Raw genomic sequence first — 15,390 nt, 5'->3', positions numbered from 1 at the left:
CGGCAAGACGGCGGCAGGCTCAGTCATGGGCCGCCGCCAGCAGCCGCGCCCCGAGACGCCGCGCCAGCCCCACGGCGCCGTCGCGCATCACCGCGTGGTGGCTCCAGGCGAACAGCGGTCGCGCCACCGGCGCGATCAGGTTCATCCAGCGCCGGGTCGTGAAGACCCGCCACTCGTAGCGCACCTGGGTCACCGCCCCCTCCTCGATCAGCCGCCATCGCCCAATGCCCTGCACATCGCCGCTGGCCTCCCCTTCGATCAGCCAGGGGGACTCCACCCGGGTCACGCGGATATCGAAGCGCAGGCGATAGCCCAGGCGGCTCTTCCACACATAGCGATAGACCCGCCCGACGCCGCGCTCATCCCCCGGCGCCAGCTGCTCAACCGCGGTGACGCTGGGCCACCAGGCCGGCCAGCGGTGTGCTTCGCTCAGCACGCGATAGACCTCCTCGATCGGCGCCTCGAACCGCCAGGTGGTCACGAAGTGATAGCGTGTCACAGCTGCCGGGAGCCTGTCAGGGCAAGAAGTGGTCGGGAGGCAGCGCCGGGTCAGCTGATAGGCCGCTGACCTGCTCGACGCGCTCAAGCGCCGCCACCAGCGGGTCGGCGTCAGGGTTCACGGCCATGGTCAGGCGCTATGCCTCTTGTTCTGGCTCCTCCTCATAGGGGAAGGGGCGCGCCCAGACTTCATCCGGCTCGTGGCGCCGAAGAATCTCTTCCGCCTCCGGCTTGGAGGTGTCCGGGATGATCACCTTGACCTGACTGGTCTCCTTGTCGAAATAGAGCTTCTCGCGGGGGAAGCCCTCGGCCACCAGCTCATCGAAGGCGTTGCGGGCCTTATCAATGCTGTCATAGCTCGCGGTAACCGTCTGCGTCATATCATCCTCCCAAGGATTCTGAACATGGCTGAGTGATACCACTATCGCGCTGTCGCACCTGTCGCCGACGCCACTGCATCCGCGCCGGTCTGCTCCCAGCATAGAAGGTTATCGCCACCTCAACAGACAATGCCGATGCGTCAAACCGTCACAAGCGGGCGCCGATTCGGCTGCGACCGGCTCACATCGCCACCTCCACCGGACTGGCCAGACGTTCGAAGGCGCTATAGGCCAGCTGCATCACTTCGCTGTGGCTGCCGGCATTGAAGGCAATCAGATCCGCCTGGGTCAGGTGCGGCGAGACGAAGACCTCCATGCCGAAGAGATTGCCGAAGGGCGGCATGGCGCCCAGCTCGCACTCCGGAAAGCGGTCCTGGAAGTCCGCCTCCTCCGCCAGTTCGACGGCCCGGGCGCCGGTGGACTTGCCCAGTCGGTCCAGGTCGACCTGGTCGGTCGCCGGCAAGACCGCCATGGCCAGTCGACCGTCGATCTTCACCATCACGCACTTGGCGAAGTGCCTGCCGGGCACATGCACCGCCTCGGCCACCTCCTGGGCGGTATAGGCCTCGGAGTGCTGCATGATGACGTATTTCACGCTCTGCTCATCGAGATGCTGTTTCACTTTCGCCATGGACATGACCGTTACTCCCCGCAGTTGCTGATCACATGGGAACTCACCATAAGGATAGTCAGCCTCGGCGCCGAGCGGAGTACTAACTCAGCCAGATGCCGCCCGAGGCCTCCAGCGGCGCCACCAGCTCGTGGAAGAAGCGCAGCGCCAGCGCCGGCTCCAGCCAGAACATGAACGCCACGCCCCAGGCACCGCCCCACAGGTGGGCGCTGTGGTTGACGTTGTCGCCCCCGTGGCGTTGGGCACGAAAGGAGTAGACGATGTAGGCGGCGGCGAACAGGATCGCCGGCACCGGGATGAAGAACACGAACAGCAGCGACCAGGGCCGCAGCAGGATGTAGGCGAAGAGCATCGCCGAGACGGCACCCGAGGCGCCCAGGCTGCGAAAGCGGGGATTGCGACGCTGCCTGAGGTGGGTCGGCAGGATCGCCACCAGCAGGCCGGAGAGATAGAAGAGCACGAAGCCCAGGGGGCCGATGCGCGGCGTCAGCACCAGCTCCATCACCGTACCGAAGAAGTAGAGGGTGATCATGTTGAAGAGCAGGTGGGTGCCGTTTGAGTGTATGAAACCGTGCCCCAGCAGCCGCCACCACTGTCCCCGGGCAACGCCGGGCGGCCAGTAGATCAGCGCATCGAACAGGCGCGGCCAGCGCCACGCCAGCAGGCTCACCGCCGTGGTGACGGCCACCAGTGCCAGGGTCATGCTCATGGGCGGCAGGGTCGACAAACGGTCATCGCGTCTCCTTGAGCGCTTGCTTGATGAGACGTTGCTATCGCCACTTGTGACAGGTCAGGCCGCACTTGGTGCCCCAGGCGGGGCGGACGGTGTGCCGGACAGCCGACACACCGTTCGCTGCCGGCTCAGGATGCCCGCGACTCCGCCGCCGGTGCGGCATCTTCCTCGTTCATCTTGCGCGCCATCTCCTCGCGCTCGGCGGCTTCGTCGGCCAGCGAGCGCTTGGGCAGCACCAGGTTGAGGGTGAAGGCCACCCCCGCCGCCACCACGATGGGCGAGCCACCCACCACCAGCTGCAGCATCTCCGGGAAGGCTTCGATCGCCTCGGGCACCGCATAGATGCCCATGCTCAGCGCCAGCGCCAGGCTGGCGATGGTCATGTTGCGGGCCGACAGCTCATCCTTGGTGATCAACTGAATCCCGGTCATGGTGATCATGCCGAACACCGTGATGGTGGCCCCGCCCAGCACCGGGTAGGGAATGGTGGTCATGATGGCGCCGAACTTGGGCATCAGCCCCGCCACCAGCATGAAGACCGCCGCCAGCGCCAGTACGAAGCGACAGGTCACCTTGGTCATGGCCACGATTCCCACGTTCTGGCTGTAGGAGGAGGTCGGCATGGCGCCGAACAGCGAGCCCACCGCCGTGGTGGCGCCGTTGCCCATCAGCCCGCCAAACAGCTCGCGGGTGGTCGGCTCACGATTCATCCCCCCCACCGAAGTGGCCGACAGGTCGCCGATGGTCTGCACCGAGTTGACCACGCAGATGATCACCACTGAGATGATCGCCGCCAGGTGGAACTCCAGCTCGAAGGGCATCAGCCGCGGCGCGCTGACCCAGCCGGCATCACGCACCGGGCTGAAGTCAACCATCCCCAGCATCAGCGCCAGCACATAGCCCACGCCGATGCCGCAGATGATTGCCGCCAGCTTCATGAAGCCGCGGGCGAACTGGGAAACGCCCAGCACCACCAGCAGGGTGACGATGGCCACCAGCCAGTTGCGCGGGTCGCCGTAGTCGCTGGCACCGACGCCGCCCGACATGTAGTGGATGGCGATATCGTAGAGCGACAGGCCGATCACCAGCACCACGGTTCCCGCCACGATGGGCGGAAACAGGTGGCGAATCCGGGTGATGAACAGCCCCACCAGCATCATGGTCACCCCGCCGATGATCTGCGCGCCGAGGATGCCGCCGATGCCGTACTGGGCGCCCACCGCCACCAGCGTTGGCACATAGGCGAAGCCCACGCCGAAGATGGTCGGCAGCCTGGCCCCGAAGCGGCCGATGCCATAGAGCTGGATCAGGGTGGAGATACCCGCGGCGATCAGCGATATCTGGATCAGCAGCATCTGCTCGGCGAGGCTGCCGCCCACCGCACCGATCACGATGATCGGCACGGTGACCGTGCCCATGATCATCGCCAGGATGTGCTGGAAGGAGAGCGGCAAGGCCTTGCCCAGCGAAGGCTTGCCGTAGAAGTCGAAGACCGACTGGTTGGGTTGTGTTGTGCTCATCTCAGGTCTCGTGGCTTTTTATGTATACAATATTAGTCAACAAAGCATCCTAATATAAACAATATAAGTACACAATTTCTGTATACATAAAGCGCGCCCCATGCCGTCGTTCAGCACTCCCCGAGCCGCCAGTCGTTGTCGGTCAGCGCCTCGCCGCCGGCCGGGGTGACACGCACGGTGTCGCTGATGCCGATGCCCCACTGCCCGGGCAGGCGCAGGCACAGCGGCAGGTGAAATACCATGTCGGCGACGAACTCGCGCTGCTGACCGGCGGCAATGAAGCCGCTGCCCTCGACCCAACTGGGCGGGAACTGGGCGCCCACCGCATAGCCGAACACTCCGGAGAAGAACAGCCGCTCGGCGTGGGGGGCGAGCACCCGCTCGGCGGCGCGGGCGGCAGCGTCGAAGCTGTTGCCCGGGCGCATCGCCTCGAGCAGCGTCTCGTAGAGGTCGCGACACAGGTCACGAACCGACTGCATCTCGGGGCTGGCGCGGCCGGCCACCGCGGTGCGCATCATCGGCGCCGTGTAGCGCTGATAGGCCGAGCCGAACTCCAGGAACACCGGGTCGTCCGCCTCGATCAGGGTACGCTTGTGGTTGACGTGGATGATGCTGATACGGCGCCCGCTGGTGACGATCGGCTGCAGGCTCATGAACTCCCCGCCGGCGGCGAGCATGGCCCGCGCCCCTTCGGCGGCCACCTGGTTGTCGGTCACCCCCGGGGCGATCACCGCCTCGGCGGCGGCGAGGCCGGCCGCGGTGATCCGTGCGCTCTCGCGCAGGCAGTCGAGCTCCGCCGACGACTTGACGATGCGCAGCCGGTCGAGCAGCTCCCCGCCGTCGTCGCGAAAGCGCTCGGCGCCCAGTCGCGCCTGCAGGGCACGGATCACCCCGAAGCGCAGGCCGGCGCCGAAGGCGTCGATACCGATGCTGCGGTAGCCCGCCAGGGTCTCGGCCAGCGGCGCAATCACCTCGTCGATCCCCTCCCAGCGATAGCCTAGTATCTCGTCGACCCGGGCGGTGACCACCGCCGGGCCGGTCTCGATGGAGGGCGCCTGAAGGACCAGCCGTTCAGACGCGACCACCAGAGCCGTGTGCACCGACACCTCGAAGGTGTGGTAGCCGGTCAGGTAGAAGATATCGGCGGGGTCGGTGAGCAGCAGCGCCTCGAGCCCCGCGGCCTGCATCGCGGCCCGAGTCCGCGTCAGGCGGGCATCGAACTCCGCGGCGGGAAAAGGCAGCTCGGCCCCCTGCAGCTGGGCGGCCAGGGCGTGGCGGTAGGCGTGGTGATCCATGAGGCGGGCTCCGGAGAGTGGCGGGGTGGTGTCGGCAGTGTAGCCATGACCCCCGTCATGCCGCCCGAAATCGGCGCGAAATAAGGCTGTTCGCGTCTCCCTGTGTTTCGTAGAATCCCGGGCGTGTTTGACGTGACAGGACAACGATATGGGCAGGGCCTTTCAGAACCGCAAGGAATCCATGGCCAAGACGGCCGCCGCCAAGACCAAGGTGTACAGTAAGTACGGCCGCGAGATCTACGTGGTCGCCAAGCAGGGCGGCACCGACCCCGCGGGCAACCTTAGCCTGCGTGGCCTGATCGAACGGGCCAAGAAGGACCAGGTGCCCAGCCACGTGATCGACAAGGCGCTGGACAAGGCCAGCGGCGTGGGCGGCGAGGACTTCTCCCCGGCACGCTACGAGGGCTTCGGCCCCGGTAACTGCATGGTCATCGTCGACTGCCTCACCGACAATCCCAACCGCACCTTCGGTGACGTGCGCGGCTGCTTCAACAAGGCCAAGAGCAAGCTCGGCACCCCGGGCAGCGTCAGCCATATGTTCGACCACTGCGCCATCCTCGCCTTCCCGGGCGACGACGAGGAGGCGGTGCTCGAGGCGCTGATGGAGGCCGACGTCGATGTCACCGACATCGAGAACGAGGAGGGCCGGATCACCGTCTTCGCGCCCCACACCGAGTACGCCAAGGCCAAGCAGGCGCTGATCGATGCCTTCGGCGAGCTCGACTTCGAGGTCGACGAGATCCAGTTCGTGCCCCAGACCACCACCCCGGTGGAGGGCGACGACGTGGCGATGTTCGAGAAGCTGCTCGACACCCTCAACGACCTGGACGACGTGCAGAACGTCTTCCACAACGCCGAGCTGCCCGAGCAGTAGGCGAGCGCGGCATCATCGCCGCGGCAGCTGACTCAGCTCGTCCAGGAAGGCCTCGATGCCGCTGGAGTAGTCCGGTTCGCTGTCGAGAAAGCCGGTGTTGTGGCCGCCACGGATCTCCAGCAGCCGCTTGGGGTCGTTGGCGGCCCGGTACACGGCCTCGCCCTCAGCGAAGGGAATGATCTCGTCGTCACGGCTATGGATCACCAGCAGCGGTGCCTCGATCTGTGCCACCCGCGACTCGGTATCGTAGTCGAGACGGGCCAACCAGCGCACCGGCAGGAAGGGGTAGAGCCGCTGGCCGAGCCGGGGCACCGAGCGGAATGAAGACTCCAGGATCACCGCCGCCGGCTGCTCGGCGCCATCCCGGGAGGCGGCCAGCTCCGCCGCCACGGCGGCCCCCAGCGAACGGCCGAAGAGCACGATCTCCTCGGGGGGCAGCCCCCGCTCCTCGACCATCCAGCGCCAGGCCGCCCGGGCATCCAGGGCGGTGCCGGCCTCCGACGGGCTGCCCTCGCTGCGGCCGTAGCCGCGGTAGTCGAGGATCAGCACCGACAGACCGAGCCGGTGGAACTGCCGGATCGAGTCCAGGCGGTGGGAGATATTGCCGGCGTTGCCGTGGAAGAACAGCAGGCTGCCGCGCGCCGGCTGGGCGGGCACCCACCAGGCGTCCAGGGTCAGGCCGTCCTCGGTTTCCAGCGCCACCTCCTCCCAGGGCAGGCCCCGGTCGGCGGGGGTACCGACATGCTCACGGCCCACGTGGGGCAGGTAGAGCAGCCGCTCCTGAAAGGCCCAGGCCAGCGACACCACCAGCAGGTAAACCACGGCGATCCAAAGCAGCCAGCGTAGTAGCATATGCTCTCCTACCGCTCTCGTAGGGCGCCGCCGGGCACTCAGCCGACAGCCACCACCAAGCGTAGCCACAGCCACAGGGCCACGACCAGCGAGTAGAGTGCCGTCAGGCCCAGCAGCCCATTGAGCGCGGCGCCATCGCGGCGCTGCATCTCGCGCACCAGGCCCAGCGCCGCCAGGCCGGCCGCCAGCCACGCCCCCCACCCCCAGGCCGGCAGGCCCAGCGGCAGCGTAGCCACCAACGGCCCCGCCGTCAGCAGCGTGAACAGCCGGCGGGTCGCCACCGGCCCCAGGCGTACCGCCAGCGTGATCTTGCCGGCGCGGGCATCGGTATGACGGTCGCGCAGGTTATTCACCATCAGGATAGCGGCCACCGGCATCCCCATCAGGATACTGGCCACCACCGCCTGCGGGCCAATCGGGCTCTGCTGAGCCAGCAGGCTACCCAGCACCGCCACCGGGCCGAAGAAGAGCCACACCGCCGCCTCCCCCAGCCCGCGGTTGGCATAGGGCCGCCGCCCGCCGCTGTAGCCGAGCACCCCAAGCAGCGCCAGGCCGCCCAGCGCCCACAGCAGCCAGTGGCCGAAGACCGCCAGCCATAGCCCCGTTGCCACGGCAATGCCCAGGGTCACGACGAGGCCCACGCGCAGCTCACTGGCGCTGAGCCACCCCGCCTGCAGGGCGCGGGTGGGGCCCAGGCGGTCGGGCTGGTCCACCCCGGCGAGACCGTCGAAAAGGTCGTTGGCCAGGTTCACCGCCAGCTGCAGCGCCAGCGCGCAGATCAGACAGAGGAGCGCCGTGGACCAGGCGAAGTGGCCGGGCATCACCAGCCCCTGGCCCAGCGACACCGGCCCCAGCGCCGCGGGCAGTGTACGCGGGCGCAGCGTATGCACCCAGATGGCCATCCTGTTCATTGCGTCGTCATTTCCCTTTTCGTCCCTGAAGATGCGCTGCCGGTCGTCGGCACGCGAGCCATGGGGCATACTCTGTGGCGTGTCGAGGGTTACCGCAAGGAGACAGGATGTCCGCCGACTGGTTATCGCAGGTGGCACTGCCCTGGGTGCTGGCCAGCGTCATGATGGCGATGGGCCTGAGCCTCACCGGCACCGACTTCGCCCGCACTTGGCGCCATCCCCGCCGGGTGCTGCTGGGCACCGCCCTGCAGCTGCTCGCCCTGCCGCTGCTGGCCTGGGCGCTGGTGCTGCTGCTGCCCCTCTCCCCGCTGGCGGCGGCCGGCCTGCTGCTGGTGGCCCTGGTGCCGGGCGGGGCCACCTCCAACATGTTCAGCTACCTGGTGCAGGGCGACCTGGCCCTGTCGGTCACCCTCACCGCCATCGCCGCGGTGCTGGCTCCCTTCACCCTGCCGCTGATCATGGGCTGGAATCTCGAACTGCTGGGGCTCACCGCGCTGGGCTTCTCGCTGCCCTACTGGCACACCGTCGGCCAGCTGCTGCTGGTCACCCTGCTGCCGGTGCTGGCCGGCATGCTGCTGCGTCGGGCCCTGCCGGCAGCCTGGCGCGAGCGGGTGCTGCCCGCAGTCAAGGGGGTCACCGGGGTGGCGATGATCACGATGGTGGTCGCGCTCTTCGTCGGCCATGCCGGTCGGCTGCCGGCCCTGATCAGCCTCGAGACCCTGGCCGTGCTGCTGCTCTGCCTCTCGAGCATGACGCTGGGGCACATGGTCGCCCGTCGGCTGCGCCTGCCCCATGACAGCGTGCGCGCCATCACCGTGGAAGTGGGCGTGCAGAACGCCGGCGTGGCAATGATGGTGGCCTTCGCGCTGCTGCAGCAGCCGGCCATCGGCCTGGTACCGCTGCTCTACGGCCTGCTGATGAACGTGCCGGTGTTCCTGTGGATGTTCACCTGTCTGTGGCGGGACCGACGCCCAGTGTCCGCGACCGCACGGAGATACTGACCGCCGCCCGCGCTACTCCGGGGCCTGGTCGCCAGGCGCGTCGCAGTACTCCATTCGCGACCAGAGGGGCCCCTGCAGGAGATCACAGCCTTGCCAGCGCAGGTAATCGGCCTGCTCTCGGGTCGCCACACCGCCGGCGATGACCTGCTGCCCCAGTTGGTGAGCCATGCCGATCATCGACCCGATGATCGCCTGATGGTGGGGGGCGTCGAGGCAGTCTGCGATGAACGGCTGGTGGATTTTGATGGAGTCGATCGGAAAGTGGTGGAGGTACTCGAGACTCGACCGACCGCTGCCGAACTCGTCGACGGTGAGCCGCACGCCGAGCGCCTTGAGCCGCTCGAGCATGGCCGCGGCATGCCGGGGGGCACGCATCAGGCCGCTCTCGCTCAGCTCCAGCTCCAGCATCTCGCCCGGCAAGCCGCTATGCTCCAGGACCTCGACCACCCGGTCGACGATCTCGCCCCCTAGCAGCTCGGCGGTCGGAATCTGCACCGCCACCCGCAGGCCGATGCCCGCCTCGATCCAGTCCTTGGCAAGACGGCACGCCCTCGCCAGGACCCATCGGCCGATGATGGCCGCCTGCCCCGTCTCCTCGGCGACCGACATCCAGCGCGCGGCCTCCACCTTGCCGAACCGGCTCGACTGCCAGCGCGGCTGGGCCAAAATGGCCATCACCTGACCACTGCGCGCACATAGGGTGGGCAGATAGTAGAGCTCCAGCTCACCGCGCGGCAGGGCCTCGCGGAGTTCGCTACGCAGAGCGAGGCGATCGAAGTCGTCGTCGCACAGCTCGGCGGTAAACACCTGGTAGCGGCGATGACCGAGACGCTGGGCATGACGTCGGGCGCGATTGGCATGTCGCATCAGTTCGTGGACCGTACGCCCATGCTCGGGAAACAGGCTGATGCCGATACAGCAGCTCGCGACCACCCGCTGGCCTCCCAGTTCAACGGGCTGGCTGGTCCAGTCGAGCAGGCGTTCGGCGACCTTGCTCAGCTCACACCGCGACGCGATACCCGGCAACACCACCATCATTTCGTCGCTGTCGAGGCGACTGACGATCCCGGTGGCAGCCAGGCAGCGCTTGATGCGCTGGGCGGTCTGGTGCAGGAAGTAATCGCCCATTTCCCGGCCCAGTGACTCGTTGATCGCCTTGAGCTGGTCGATGTCGACATGCAACACGGCCACCCTGCCGCTCTGGCCGGGCGGGTCGACGATGAGGTCCGCCAACCGCTGCTGGGCATGTCGGCGCGTCGTCAGGCCGGTCACCCTGTCGTGGCGGGCGTGCTCGGCCAGCTCCATCAGCATCTCGCCGCATAGCCGCTGCACGGCGGCCAAGTTCTGCTCGGCCTGTTGGCGGGAGGCGCTCTCGTGGTCGAGCGCCTGGACCTGCTGCTGCAGGCGGGAGACCTCGCGCAGCTGCTGACCCGGTGCCAGCCGGCTGTAGCGCTCGGCCGGCAAGACATGGGTGTGATGGTCGCAGATGGCATCGAAGGCCGCCTGGTCGGCGGGCCGGTCGAAGTGTTGCAGGGAATAGCCGCACAGCAGGGTCAGCGGCAGGCGGTGGCAGGCCGCATGCCAGAGCGCCTCCAGCTGCACCGCCGCCTCGGCGTTGCCCCGGGCGCAGAGCAGGTCGACCAGTTCGCCGAAGGCGCGGATCGGCGGAGAGCCGTCGGCCTCGATACCGCTGAGGAGGTGCCGCTCGAACAGTGCCGCCTCCGGCATGCCATCGCGCATGATGGCCTCCAGCATGAGGTCGGCGTCATATACCACGAGTTGCCCGCTGGCCATGGCGGCGTCGGTATCAAGCCCCCCGGCCGACAGACGTTGCAGCACGTCCGCCAGGTGGGGGGCCGTCAACAGCACCAGCAGGCGTTCGCCGGCGTCGGCCCCGGCCTTGAGATAATCGGCCACGACCTCGGCGAGAAAGGCGTCGTCCTCGTAGAACTGGACGATATGATCATGAGACTGGCACTGAGGGGCAGCTGACACGGGAGACCCTTACGCGACGAGGAGATGTCACTCAATCAACTCAATCGCGCTACATTAGAGCTATAAGAAGTGAACCCATCGAATTATTATTCGATGGCTCGCCCCCGTGAATATCACGCCCTCGGCCTGCAGTCAAAGTCGCATCAGGAATACGTCTTTCTTTCACCGTGGGATTCCCGCCACTCCTCGGCGGCCTCCTCGACCCCGGGTTCGTCGCCGCGGTGGCGGGCCGCCTGGCGGTAGGCCTCCTCGTCGCGCACGTCGTCGATCACCGTCATCAGCTCGTCGACATCGACCGGCGCGGTGTCGTGCACGAAGCAGCCGGTCAACTGGCTCTCCGGGTGAAGCTCGCCGGCTTCATAGAGCGCCCAGATCTCCTTGCCATAGTCGGTGGCCAGAAGCTCCGGGGCGAAGCGGCCGAAGTAGCGACGCATGTTGTCCACGTCGCGCTCGAACATCCACTCGGCGCTGTTGTTGCCGGCAGCGTCCACCGCCTGGGGCAGGTCGATGATCACCGGGCCATCGGCGGCCAGCAGCACGTTGAACTCGGAGAGATCGCCGTGGATCAGGCCGGCATACAGCATCTTCACGACGTCACTGATGATCTTGGCGTAGTGCTCCCGGGCCTGCTCGGCGCTCAGGGTGACGTCGTCCAGGCGCGGCGCGGTGAGGCCCTCGGCGTCACTGATCATCTCCATCAGCAGCACGCCGTCGATGAAGCCGTAGGGCTTGGGCACCCGCACCTCCGCCGCGGCCAGCCGGTAGAGGGCGTCGACCTCGGCGTTGAGCCAGGCCTGCTCCTGCTCCTTCTGGCCGTAGCGGGTCTTCTTGGCCATGGCCCGGGAGCGGCGGCTGTTGCGCTCGCGGCGGCCCTCCTGGTACTGCACGGCCTGCTTGAAGCTGCGCTGCTTGGCCTCCTTGAAGACCTTGGCGCAGCGCCGCTCCCCGTGGGAGCGCACCACGTAGACCTGAGCCTCCTTGCCGCTCATCAGCTGGCTCTCGACCGCCTCGATCAGGCCGTCGTCCACCAGCGGCTGCAGTCGCTTGGGTATCTTCATCTCTCCCCCTGGGGTTCGCCGATGCGCCTCACTGGCTGACGCGCCGGGCGCGGAAGCTGCGCCCCTTGATTCTGCCGTCGATCAGTCGCTCCAGGGCCTGGGCGGCCACCTCGCGCTGTACGGCCACGTAGGCGCTGTTGGCCAGCACCTTGATCTTGCCCACCTGGTCACCGGCCAGGCCCGCCTCGCCGGTCAGGGCGCCGAGGATATCGCCGGGGCGCACCTTCTGCTTCTTGCCGCCGCCGATCTGCAGGGTCGCCATGGGCGGCACCAGGGGCTCGCGGGCCAGCACCGATCGGGGCGGCAGCGTGGCCTCCTCCAGGGGCTCGCCGAGGAAGTCGCTCAGCCGCGCCAGCCGGTAGGCCTCGCCCTCGCCGACCAGGGTGCAGGCGATGCCGGCGCTGCCGGCTCGGCCGGTACGCCCGACCCGGTGTACGTGGACCTCCAGGTCCCGGGCGATGTGATAGTTGAACACCGCGTCCAGCTCGGCGATATCGAGCCCGCGGGCCGCCACGTCGGTGGCCACCAGGATCGAGGCGCTGCGGTTGGCGAACAGCACCAGCAGCCGGTCACGGTCGGCCTGCTCCAGGTCGCCGTGCAGCGCCAGGGCGCTGAAGCCCGCCGCCTCGAGCGCCTGGGCCACCTCGTCGGTCTCGCGCTTGGTGTTGCAGAACACCACGCTGGACGCCGGGCGGAAATGCAAGAGCAGCCGGCACAGCCCCTCCAGGCGCGCCTCGTCGCCGTCGGCGACGCGGTAGACCCGCTCATGGATGCTGCGGGCGTCGTGGCTCTCGGCCACCTCCACCGTCAGCGGGTCGCGCATCAGCGCCGCGGCCACGGGCCGCACGGCGTCGGAAAAAGTGGCGCTGAACAGCAGCGTCTGGCGGCGCGCCGGGGTCTGGGCAACGATCGCCTCCAGGCTCGCCTGAAAGCCCATGTCGAGCATGCGGTCGGCCTCGTCCAGCACCAGGGTCTCGAGCCCGTCCAGGGTGAGCGAACCCTTGCGCAGGTGCTCCTCGATCCGACCCGGGGTGCCCACCACCAGATGGGCACCGTGGGCCAGGGAGGAGAGCTGTGGACCGAAGGGGGCACCGCCGCACAGGGTCAACACCTTGACGTTGGGCAGGCCGCGCGCCAGCCGGCGCAGCTCGCCGGCCACCTGGTCCGCCAGCTCCCGGGTCGGGCAGAGCACCAGCCCCTGCACCGCAAAGCTCGCAAGCGTCAGCCGCGAGAGCAGCCCCAGGCCGAAGGCCGCGGTCTTGCCGGAGCCGGTCTTCGCTCGAGCGATCACGTCGCGGCCGGCCAGGATCGGCGGCAGGCTCTCGGCCTGGATCGGCGTCATGGCGTCGAAGCCCAGCGAGGCGAGGTTATCGAGCAGTTCCGGCGCCAGCGGCAGCGAGGCGAAGGCGGCATCGGGGAAGGGATCAGACAAGGGAACATCCTGCAGACAAGGGGGCAATGGCCGGGTAGAGCGAGTCGGAGTCGACAGCGGGCGGCGGCGAAAGCCGGGCGGCATGGGCCGGGAAAGCGTGGAAGGCCTGCAGGATAGCAGAAAGGCGGCGGGGGCGCTTGACTATCGCCCTGCAATCGCACGCCCCCGGTCGACGCCAAAGGCTTACACCCCGTCGCGTTCGATCGCACGCTCGATGTTGTGCGAATGCACCCGACGATCCCCCTCGTAGCCATCCATCTCCGCGCGCAGGTAGAAGTGGGTGGCATCCGAGGTAAGCACCGTGCGGGTGCGGACGGTCACCGACCAGTCGCCTCGCGACAGGGTGCGCTGCCCCTCGGTTTCGCCGCGCACGCTGCGGTAGTCGTTGCCGGTGTGGGAGTAGCGCTCCACCGTGCGGATGCGCAGGGTGAGGTCGGGGCCAGCGAGATAACTCTCCCCTTCGTCCTTACGCACCTCCAGCACCGAGCGGTCGGCCGCCAGGTCGCGCAGCACGTTCCAGGCATAGTCGCGCGGGATTCGCTGGGTCACGGCGCCAGCCGGGGCGCCGCGTGCCGGCCCCGGATCGCGGAGGGCGTCGTCGCCGCGGGTATCGTCACGCACCGGAAGCGAGAGGGTGCTGCCGGCGGTATCGACCGTCAGCCGCGTCGGCACCGGTGCCGGCCAGACCACGGGCCAGTAGGAGGTGGAGACCGATACCCGGATGCGGTGACCGGCCGGAAAGCGCTGACCGATATCGTTGAGTTCCACCCTGACGTCATGAAAATCGCCCGGTGTCAGCGGCTGGGGGTCGGCATGGCCATTGCGATGGGCCAGGTTGAGCACACCATAGCTCACCCGGGTGGCCTCGTCGTTCTCGGCGACATCCGAGAGCCGCACCGCCACCATGGCGACGGGTTGGTCGGCCGCCACCCGCAGCCTTACCACCGGCGCGCCGAGGATCTCCAGCGGCGCCTCGAGAGGCTTGCTGTCGAATACCAGCGAGCCACCGTCCTCCTCGCGCTGGTCGTGGGGCAGGTCCGGGGTGGCCGTAAAGGAGCACCAGCGCCCGGCAAACAGCCCCACCGAGAGCGGCGACTGAATCGACAGCCGGCCGCTGTCCGCCTCATGGCCCGGCCCGCCGACCCGGCCGCGGCTCAGGGGATGGACCCAGTCGCGGATACGCGGCGACGGCCAGGCGGGCTCACCCACCCATCGCCCGGGCCGGGTGCGCAGATTGGTCTCGGGGCGAGCGCTCTCCTGCATCCAGGCACGCAGCATCGGCTCGGCCTCCACGCCGCTCTCGACCCCCTTGAGCCAGCGATCCCACCAGCGTACCGCTTCGCTCAGAAAATCGATGGCCGGTCCCGGCTGTCCCTGGTGGGGATACTTGTGACCCCAGGGGCCAATCAGCCCCTGGCGCGGCACTCGGAGCCCCTCCAGCAGGCGCAGCACGGCGTTGGAGTAGCCATCGGCCCAGCCCGACACCGCCATCACCGGCACCTGCACGGCGTCAAAATGCTCATTGACGGAGCCGTGGCGCCAGTAGTCGTCGCGGCGCTGATGGGACAGCCAGGACTCGAGCCAGAAGCCGCTTCCCGCCATGCGCTTGTGCCAGGTCTCGCGCCAGCTCTCCCCCACCAGAGCGGGATCCGGTGGCAAGGCCGTATGGCTGTACATGGTCGAGGCCCAGGACAGGTTGTCGGCCAACAGGCAGCCGCCCATGTAGTGAATGTCATCGGTGTAGCGGTCATCCGTGGCGCAAACGGCGATCACCGCGCCCAATTCCGGCGGCTGACGGGCGGCGAGCTGCAGGCCGTTGAAGCCACCCCAGGAAATCCCGATCATGCCGACGCGGCCGTTGCACCAGGGCTGGTCGGCGATCCAGCGCAGCACCGCCTCGCCGTCATCGAGTTCCTGCGGCAGGTACTCATCGGTCAACAGCCCTTCCGACTCACCGCTGCCGCGCAGGTCAACGCGCAGGCAGGCATAGCCATGGCCGGCAAACCAGCCGTGCATGATGTCGTCGCGGCTTCGCGTGAAGTCCCGCTTGCGGTAGGGAATGTATTCGAGAATGGCCGGCACCGGGGTGGTCTCGGCGGCTTCCGGAATCCAGGCGCGCGCCGCAAGCCGGGTTCCCTCCGGCAGGGGGATCCAGAGATTCTCGATGCGGCGTACCTGATAAGGAAAGTCGTGAACCGTTTCCATTCAAG

14 protein-coding genes are annotated in these 15,390 nt (G+C 68.0%); 2 read left to right on the top strand and 12 right to left on the bottom strand.

Going from position 1 to position 15,390, the window contains the following annotated elements; all coding sequences use genetic code 11:
• Positions 1–19: 19 nt before the first annotated feature.
• From HOP52_RS07405 to HOP52_RS07380, 6 genes are all read right to left on the bottom strand, one after another.
• Complete coding sequence (locus HOP52_RS07405) at positions 20–499, bottom strand: SRPBCC family protein (protein ID WP_238976737.1); 480 nt, start codon at positions 497–499, stop codon at positions 20–22.
• 136 nt (positions 500–635) lie between these two features.
• Positions 636–878 (bottom strand): hypothetical protein, encoded by a 243-nt coding sequence (locus HOP52_RS07400; protein WP_238976736.1) that lies wholly within the window; start codon positions 876–878, stop codon positions 636–638.
• 181 nt (positions 879–1,059) lie between these two features.
• A complete protein-coding gene (locus tag HOP52_RS07395) occupies positions 1,060–1,515 on the bottom strand; it encodes an aminoacyl-tRNA deacylase (RefSeq protein WP_238976735.1) in 456 nt (151 codons plus the stop codon).
• A 76-nt stretch (positions 1,516–1,591) separates the two neighbouring features.
• On the bottom strand, positions 1,592–2,236 hold the full coding sequence (locus HOP52_RS07390; protein WP_238976734.1) for a rhomboid family intramembrane serine protease: 645 nt from the start codon (positions 2,234–2,236) through the stop codon (positions 1,592–1,594).
• Between the two features lie 134 nt (positions 2,237–2,370).
• On the bottom strand, positions 2,371–3,762 hold the full coding sequence (locus HOP52_RS07385; protein WP_238976733.1) for a uracil-xanthine permease family protein: 1,392 nt from the start codon (positions 3,760–3,762) through the stop codon (positions 2,371–2,373).
• A 110-nt stretch (positions 3,763–3,872) separates the two neighbouring features.
• Entirely contained in the window at positions 3,873–5,057 is a 1,185-nt protein-coding gene (locus HOP52_RS07380) for a M24 family metallopeptidase (protein WP_238976731.1), read from the bottom strand.
• A 148-nt stretch (positions 5,058–5,205) separates the two neighbouring features.
• On the opposite strand from HOP52_RS07380, the gene HOP52_RS07375 reads away from it, so the two are divergent.
• Complete coding sequence (locus tag HOP52_RS07375; protein WP_238976730.1) at positions 5,206–5,931, top strand: YebC/PmpR family DNA-binding transcriptional regulator; 726 nt, start codon at positions 5,206–5,208, stop codon at positions 5,929–5,931.
• A gap of 12 nt (positions 5,932–5,943) precedes the next feature.
• Here HOP52_RS07375 and HOP52_RS07370 read toward each other — a convergent pair whose 3' ends face one another.
• Positions 5,944–6,783, bottom strand: coding sequence for an alpha/beta hydrolase (locus tag HOP52_RS07370; protein WP_238976729.1), 840 nt, complete (start codon positions 6,781–6,783; stop codon positions 5,944–5,946).
• 38 nt (positions 6,784–6,821) lie between these two features.
• Complete coding sequence (gene menA / locus HOP52_RS07365; protein ID WP_238976728.1) at positions 6,822–7,694, bottom strand: 1,4-dihydroxy-2-naphthoate octaprenyltransferase; 873 nt, start codon at positions 7,692–7,694, stop codon at positions 6,822–6,824.
• A 107-nt stretch (positions 7,695–7,801) separates the two neighbouring features.
• Between menA and HOP52_RS07360 the strand changes: the two genes are divergently transcribed.
• Positions 7,802–8,695 carry a bile acid:sodium symporter family protein gene (locus HOP52_RS07360; RefSeq protein ID WP_238976727.1) on the top strand — a complete coding sequence of 298 codons (894 nt, stop codon included), beginning with the start codon at positions 7,802–7,804 and terminating at the stop codon, positions 8,693–8,695.
• Between the two features lie 12 nt (positions 8,696–8,707).
• Here HOP52_RS07360 and HOP52_RS07355 read toward each other — a convergent pair whose 3' ends face one another.
• The 4 genes from HOP52_RS07355 to HOP52_RS07340 form a co-directional block, all read right to left on the bottom strand.
• Positions 8,708–10,690: a putative bifunctional diguanylate cyclase/phosphodiesterase gene (locus tag HOP52_RS07355; RefSeq protein ID WP_238976726.1), complete on the bottom strand. Its 1,983-nt coding sequence runs from the start codon at positions 10,688–10,690 to the stop codon at positions 8,708–8,710.
• Between the two features lie 143 nt (positions 10,691–10,833).
• Positions 10,834–11,748 (bottom strand): PA4780 family RIO1-like protein kinase, encoded by a 915-nt coding sequence (locus tag HOP52_RS07350; RefSeq protein ID WP_238976725.1) that lies wholly within the window; start codon positions 11,746–11,748, stop codon positions 10,834–10,836.
• A 28-nt stretch (positions 11,749–11,776) separates the two neighbouring features.
• On the bottom strand, positions 11,777–13,180 hold the full coding sequence (gene dbpA, locus HOP52_RS07345; RefSeq protein ID WP_238976724.1) for an ATP-dependent RNA helicase DbpA: 1,404 nt from the start codon (positions 13,178–13,180) through the stop codon (positions 11,777–11,779).
• Between the two features lie 183 nt (positions 13,181–13,363).
• Complete coding sequence (locus HOP52_RS07340) at positions 13,364–15,385, bottom strand: CocE/NonD family hydrolase (protein WP_238976723.1); 2,022 nt, start codon at positions 15,383–15,385, stop codon at positions 13,364–13,366.
• Positions 15,386–15,390: the final 5 nt, after the last annotated feature.

The organism is Billgrantia campisalis, assembly GCF_022341425.1.
GTDB lineage: Bacteria > Pseudomonadota > Gammaproteobacteria > Pseudomonadales > Halomonadaceae > Halomonas > Halomonas campisalis.
This window is presented reverse-complemented; position numbering and strand designations above follow the sequence as displayed.

Coding starts and splice junctions, on each gene's coding strand:
- HOP52_RS07400 (WP_238976736.1), bottom strand. CDS start 878: ATGACGCAGACGGTTACCGCGAGCTATGACAGCATTGATAAGGCCCGC.
- HOP52_RS07395 (WP_238976735.1), bottom strand. CDS start 1,515: ATGTCCATGGCGAAAGTGAAACAGCATCTCGATGAGCAGAGCGTGAAA.
- HOP52_RS07385 (WP_238976733.1), bottom strand. CDS start 3,762: ATGAGCACAACACAACCCAACCAGTCGGTCTTCGACTTCTACGGCAAG.
- HOP52_RS07380 (WP_238976731.1), bottom strand. CDS start 5,057: ATGGATCACCACGCCTACCGCCACGCCCTGGCCGCCCAGCTGCAGGGG.
- HOP52_RS07375 (WP_238976730.1), top strand. CDS start 5,206: ATGGGCAGGGCCTTTCAGAACCGCAAGGAATCCATGGCCAAGACGGCC.
- HOP52_RS07370 (WP_238976729.1), bottom strand. CDS start 6,783: ATGCTACTACGCTGGCTGCTTTGGATCGCCGTGGTTTACCTGCTGGTG.
- menA (WP_238976728.1), bottom strand. CDS start 7,694: ATGAACAGGATGGCCATCTGGGTGCATACGCTGCGCCCGCGTACACTG.
- HOP52_RS07360 (WP_238976727.1), top strand. CDS start 7,802: ATGTCCGCCGACTGGTTATCGCAGGTGGCACTGCCCTGGGTGCTGGCC.
- HOP52_RS07350 (WP_238976725.1), bottom strand. CDS start 11,748: ATGAAGATACCCAAGCGACTGCAGCCGCTGGTGGACGACGGCCTGATC.
- HOP52_RS07340 (WP_238976723.1), bottom strand. CDS start 15,385: ATGGAAACGGTTCACGACTTTCCTTATCAGGTACGCCGCATCGAGAAT.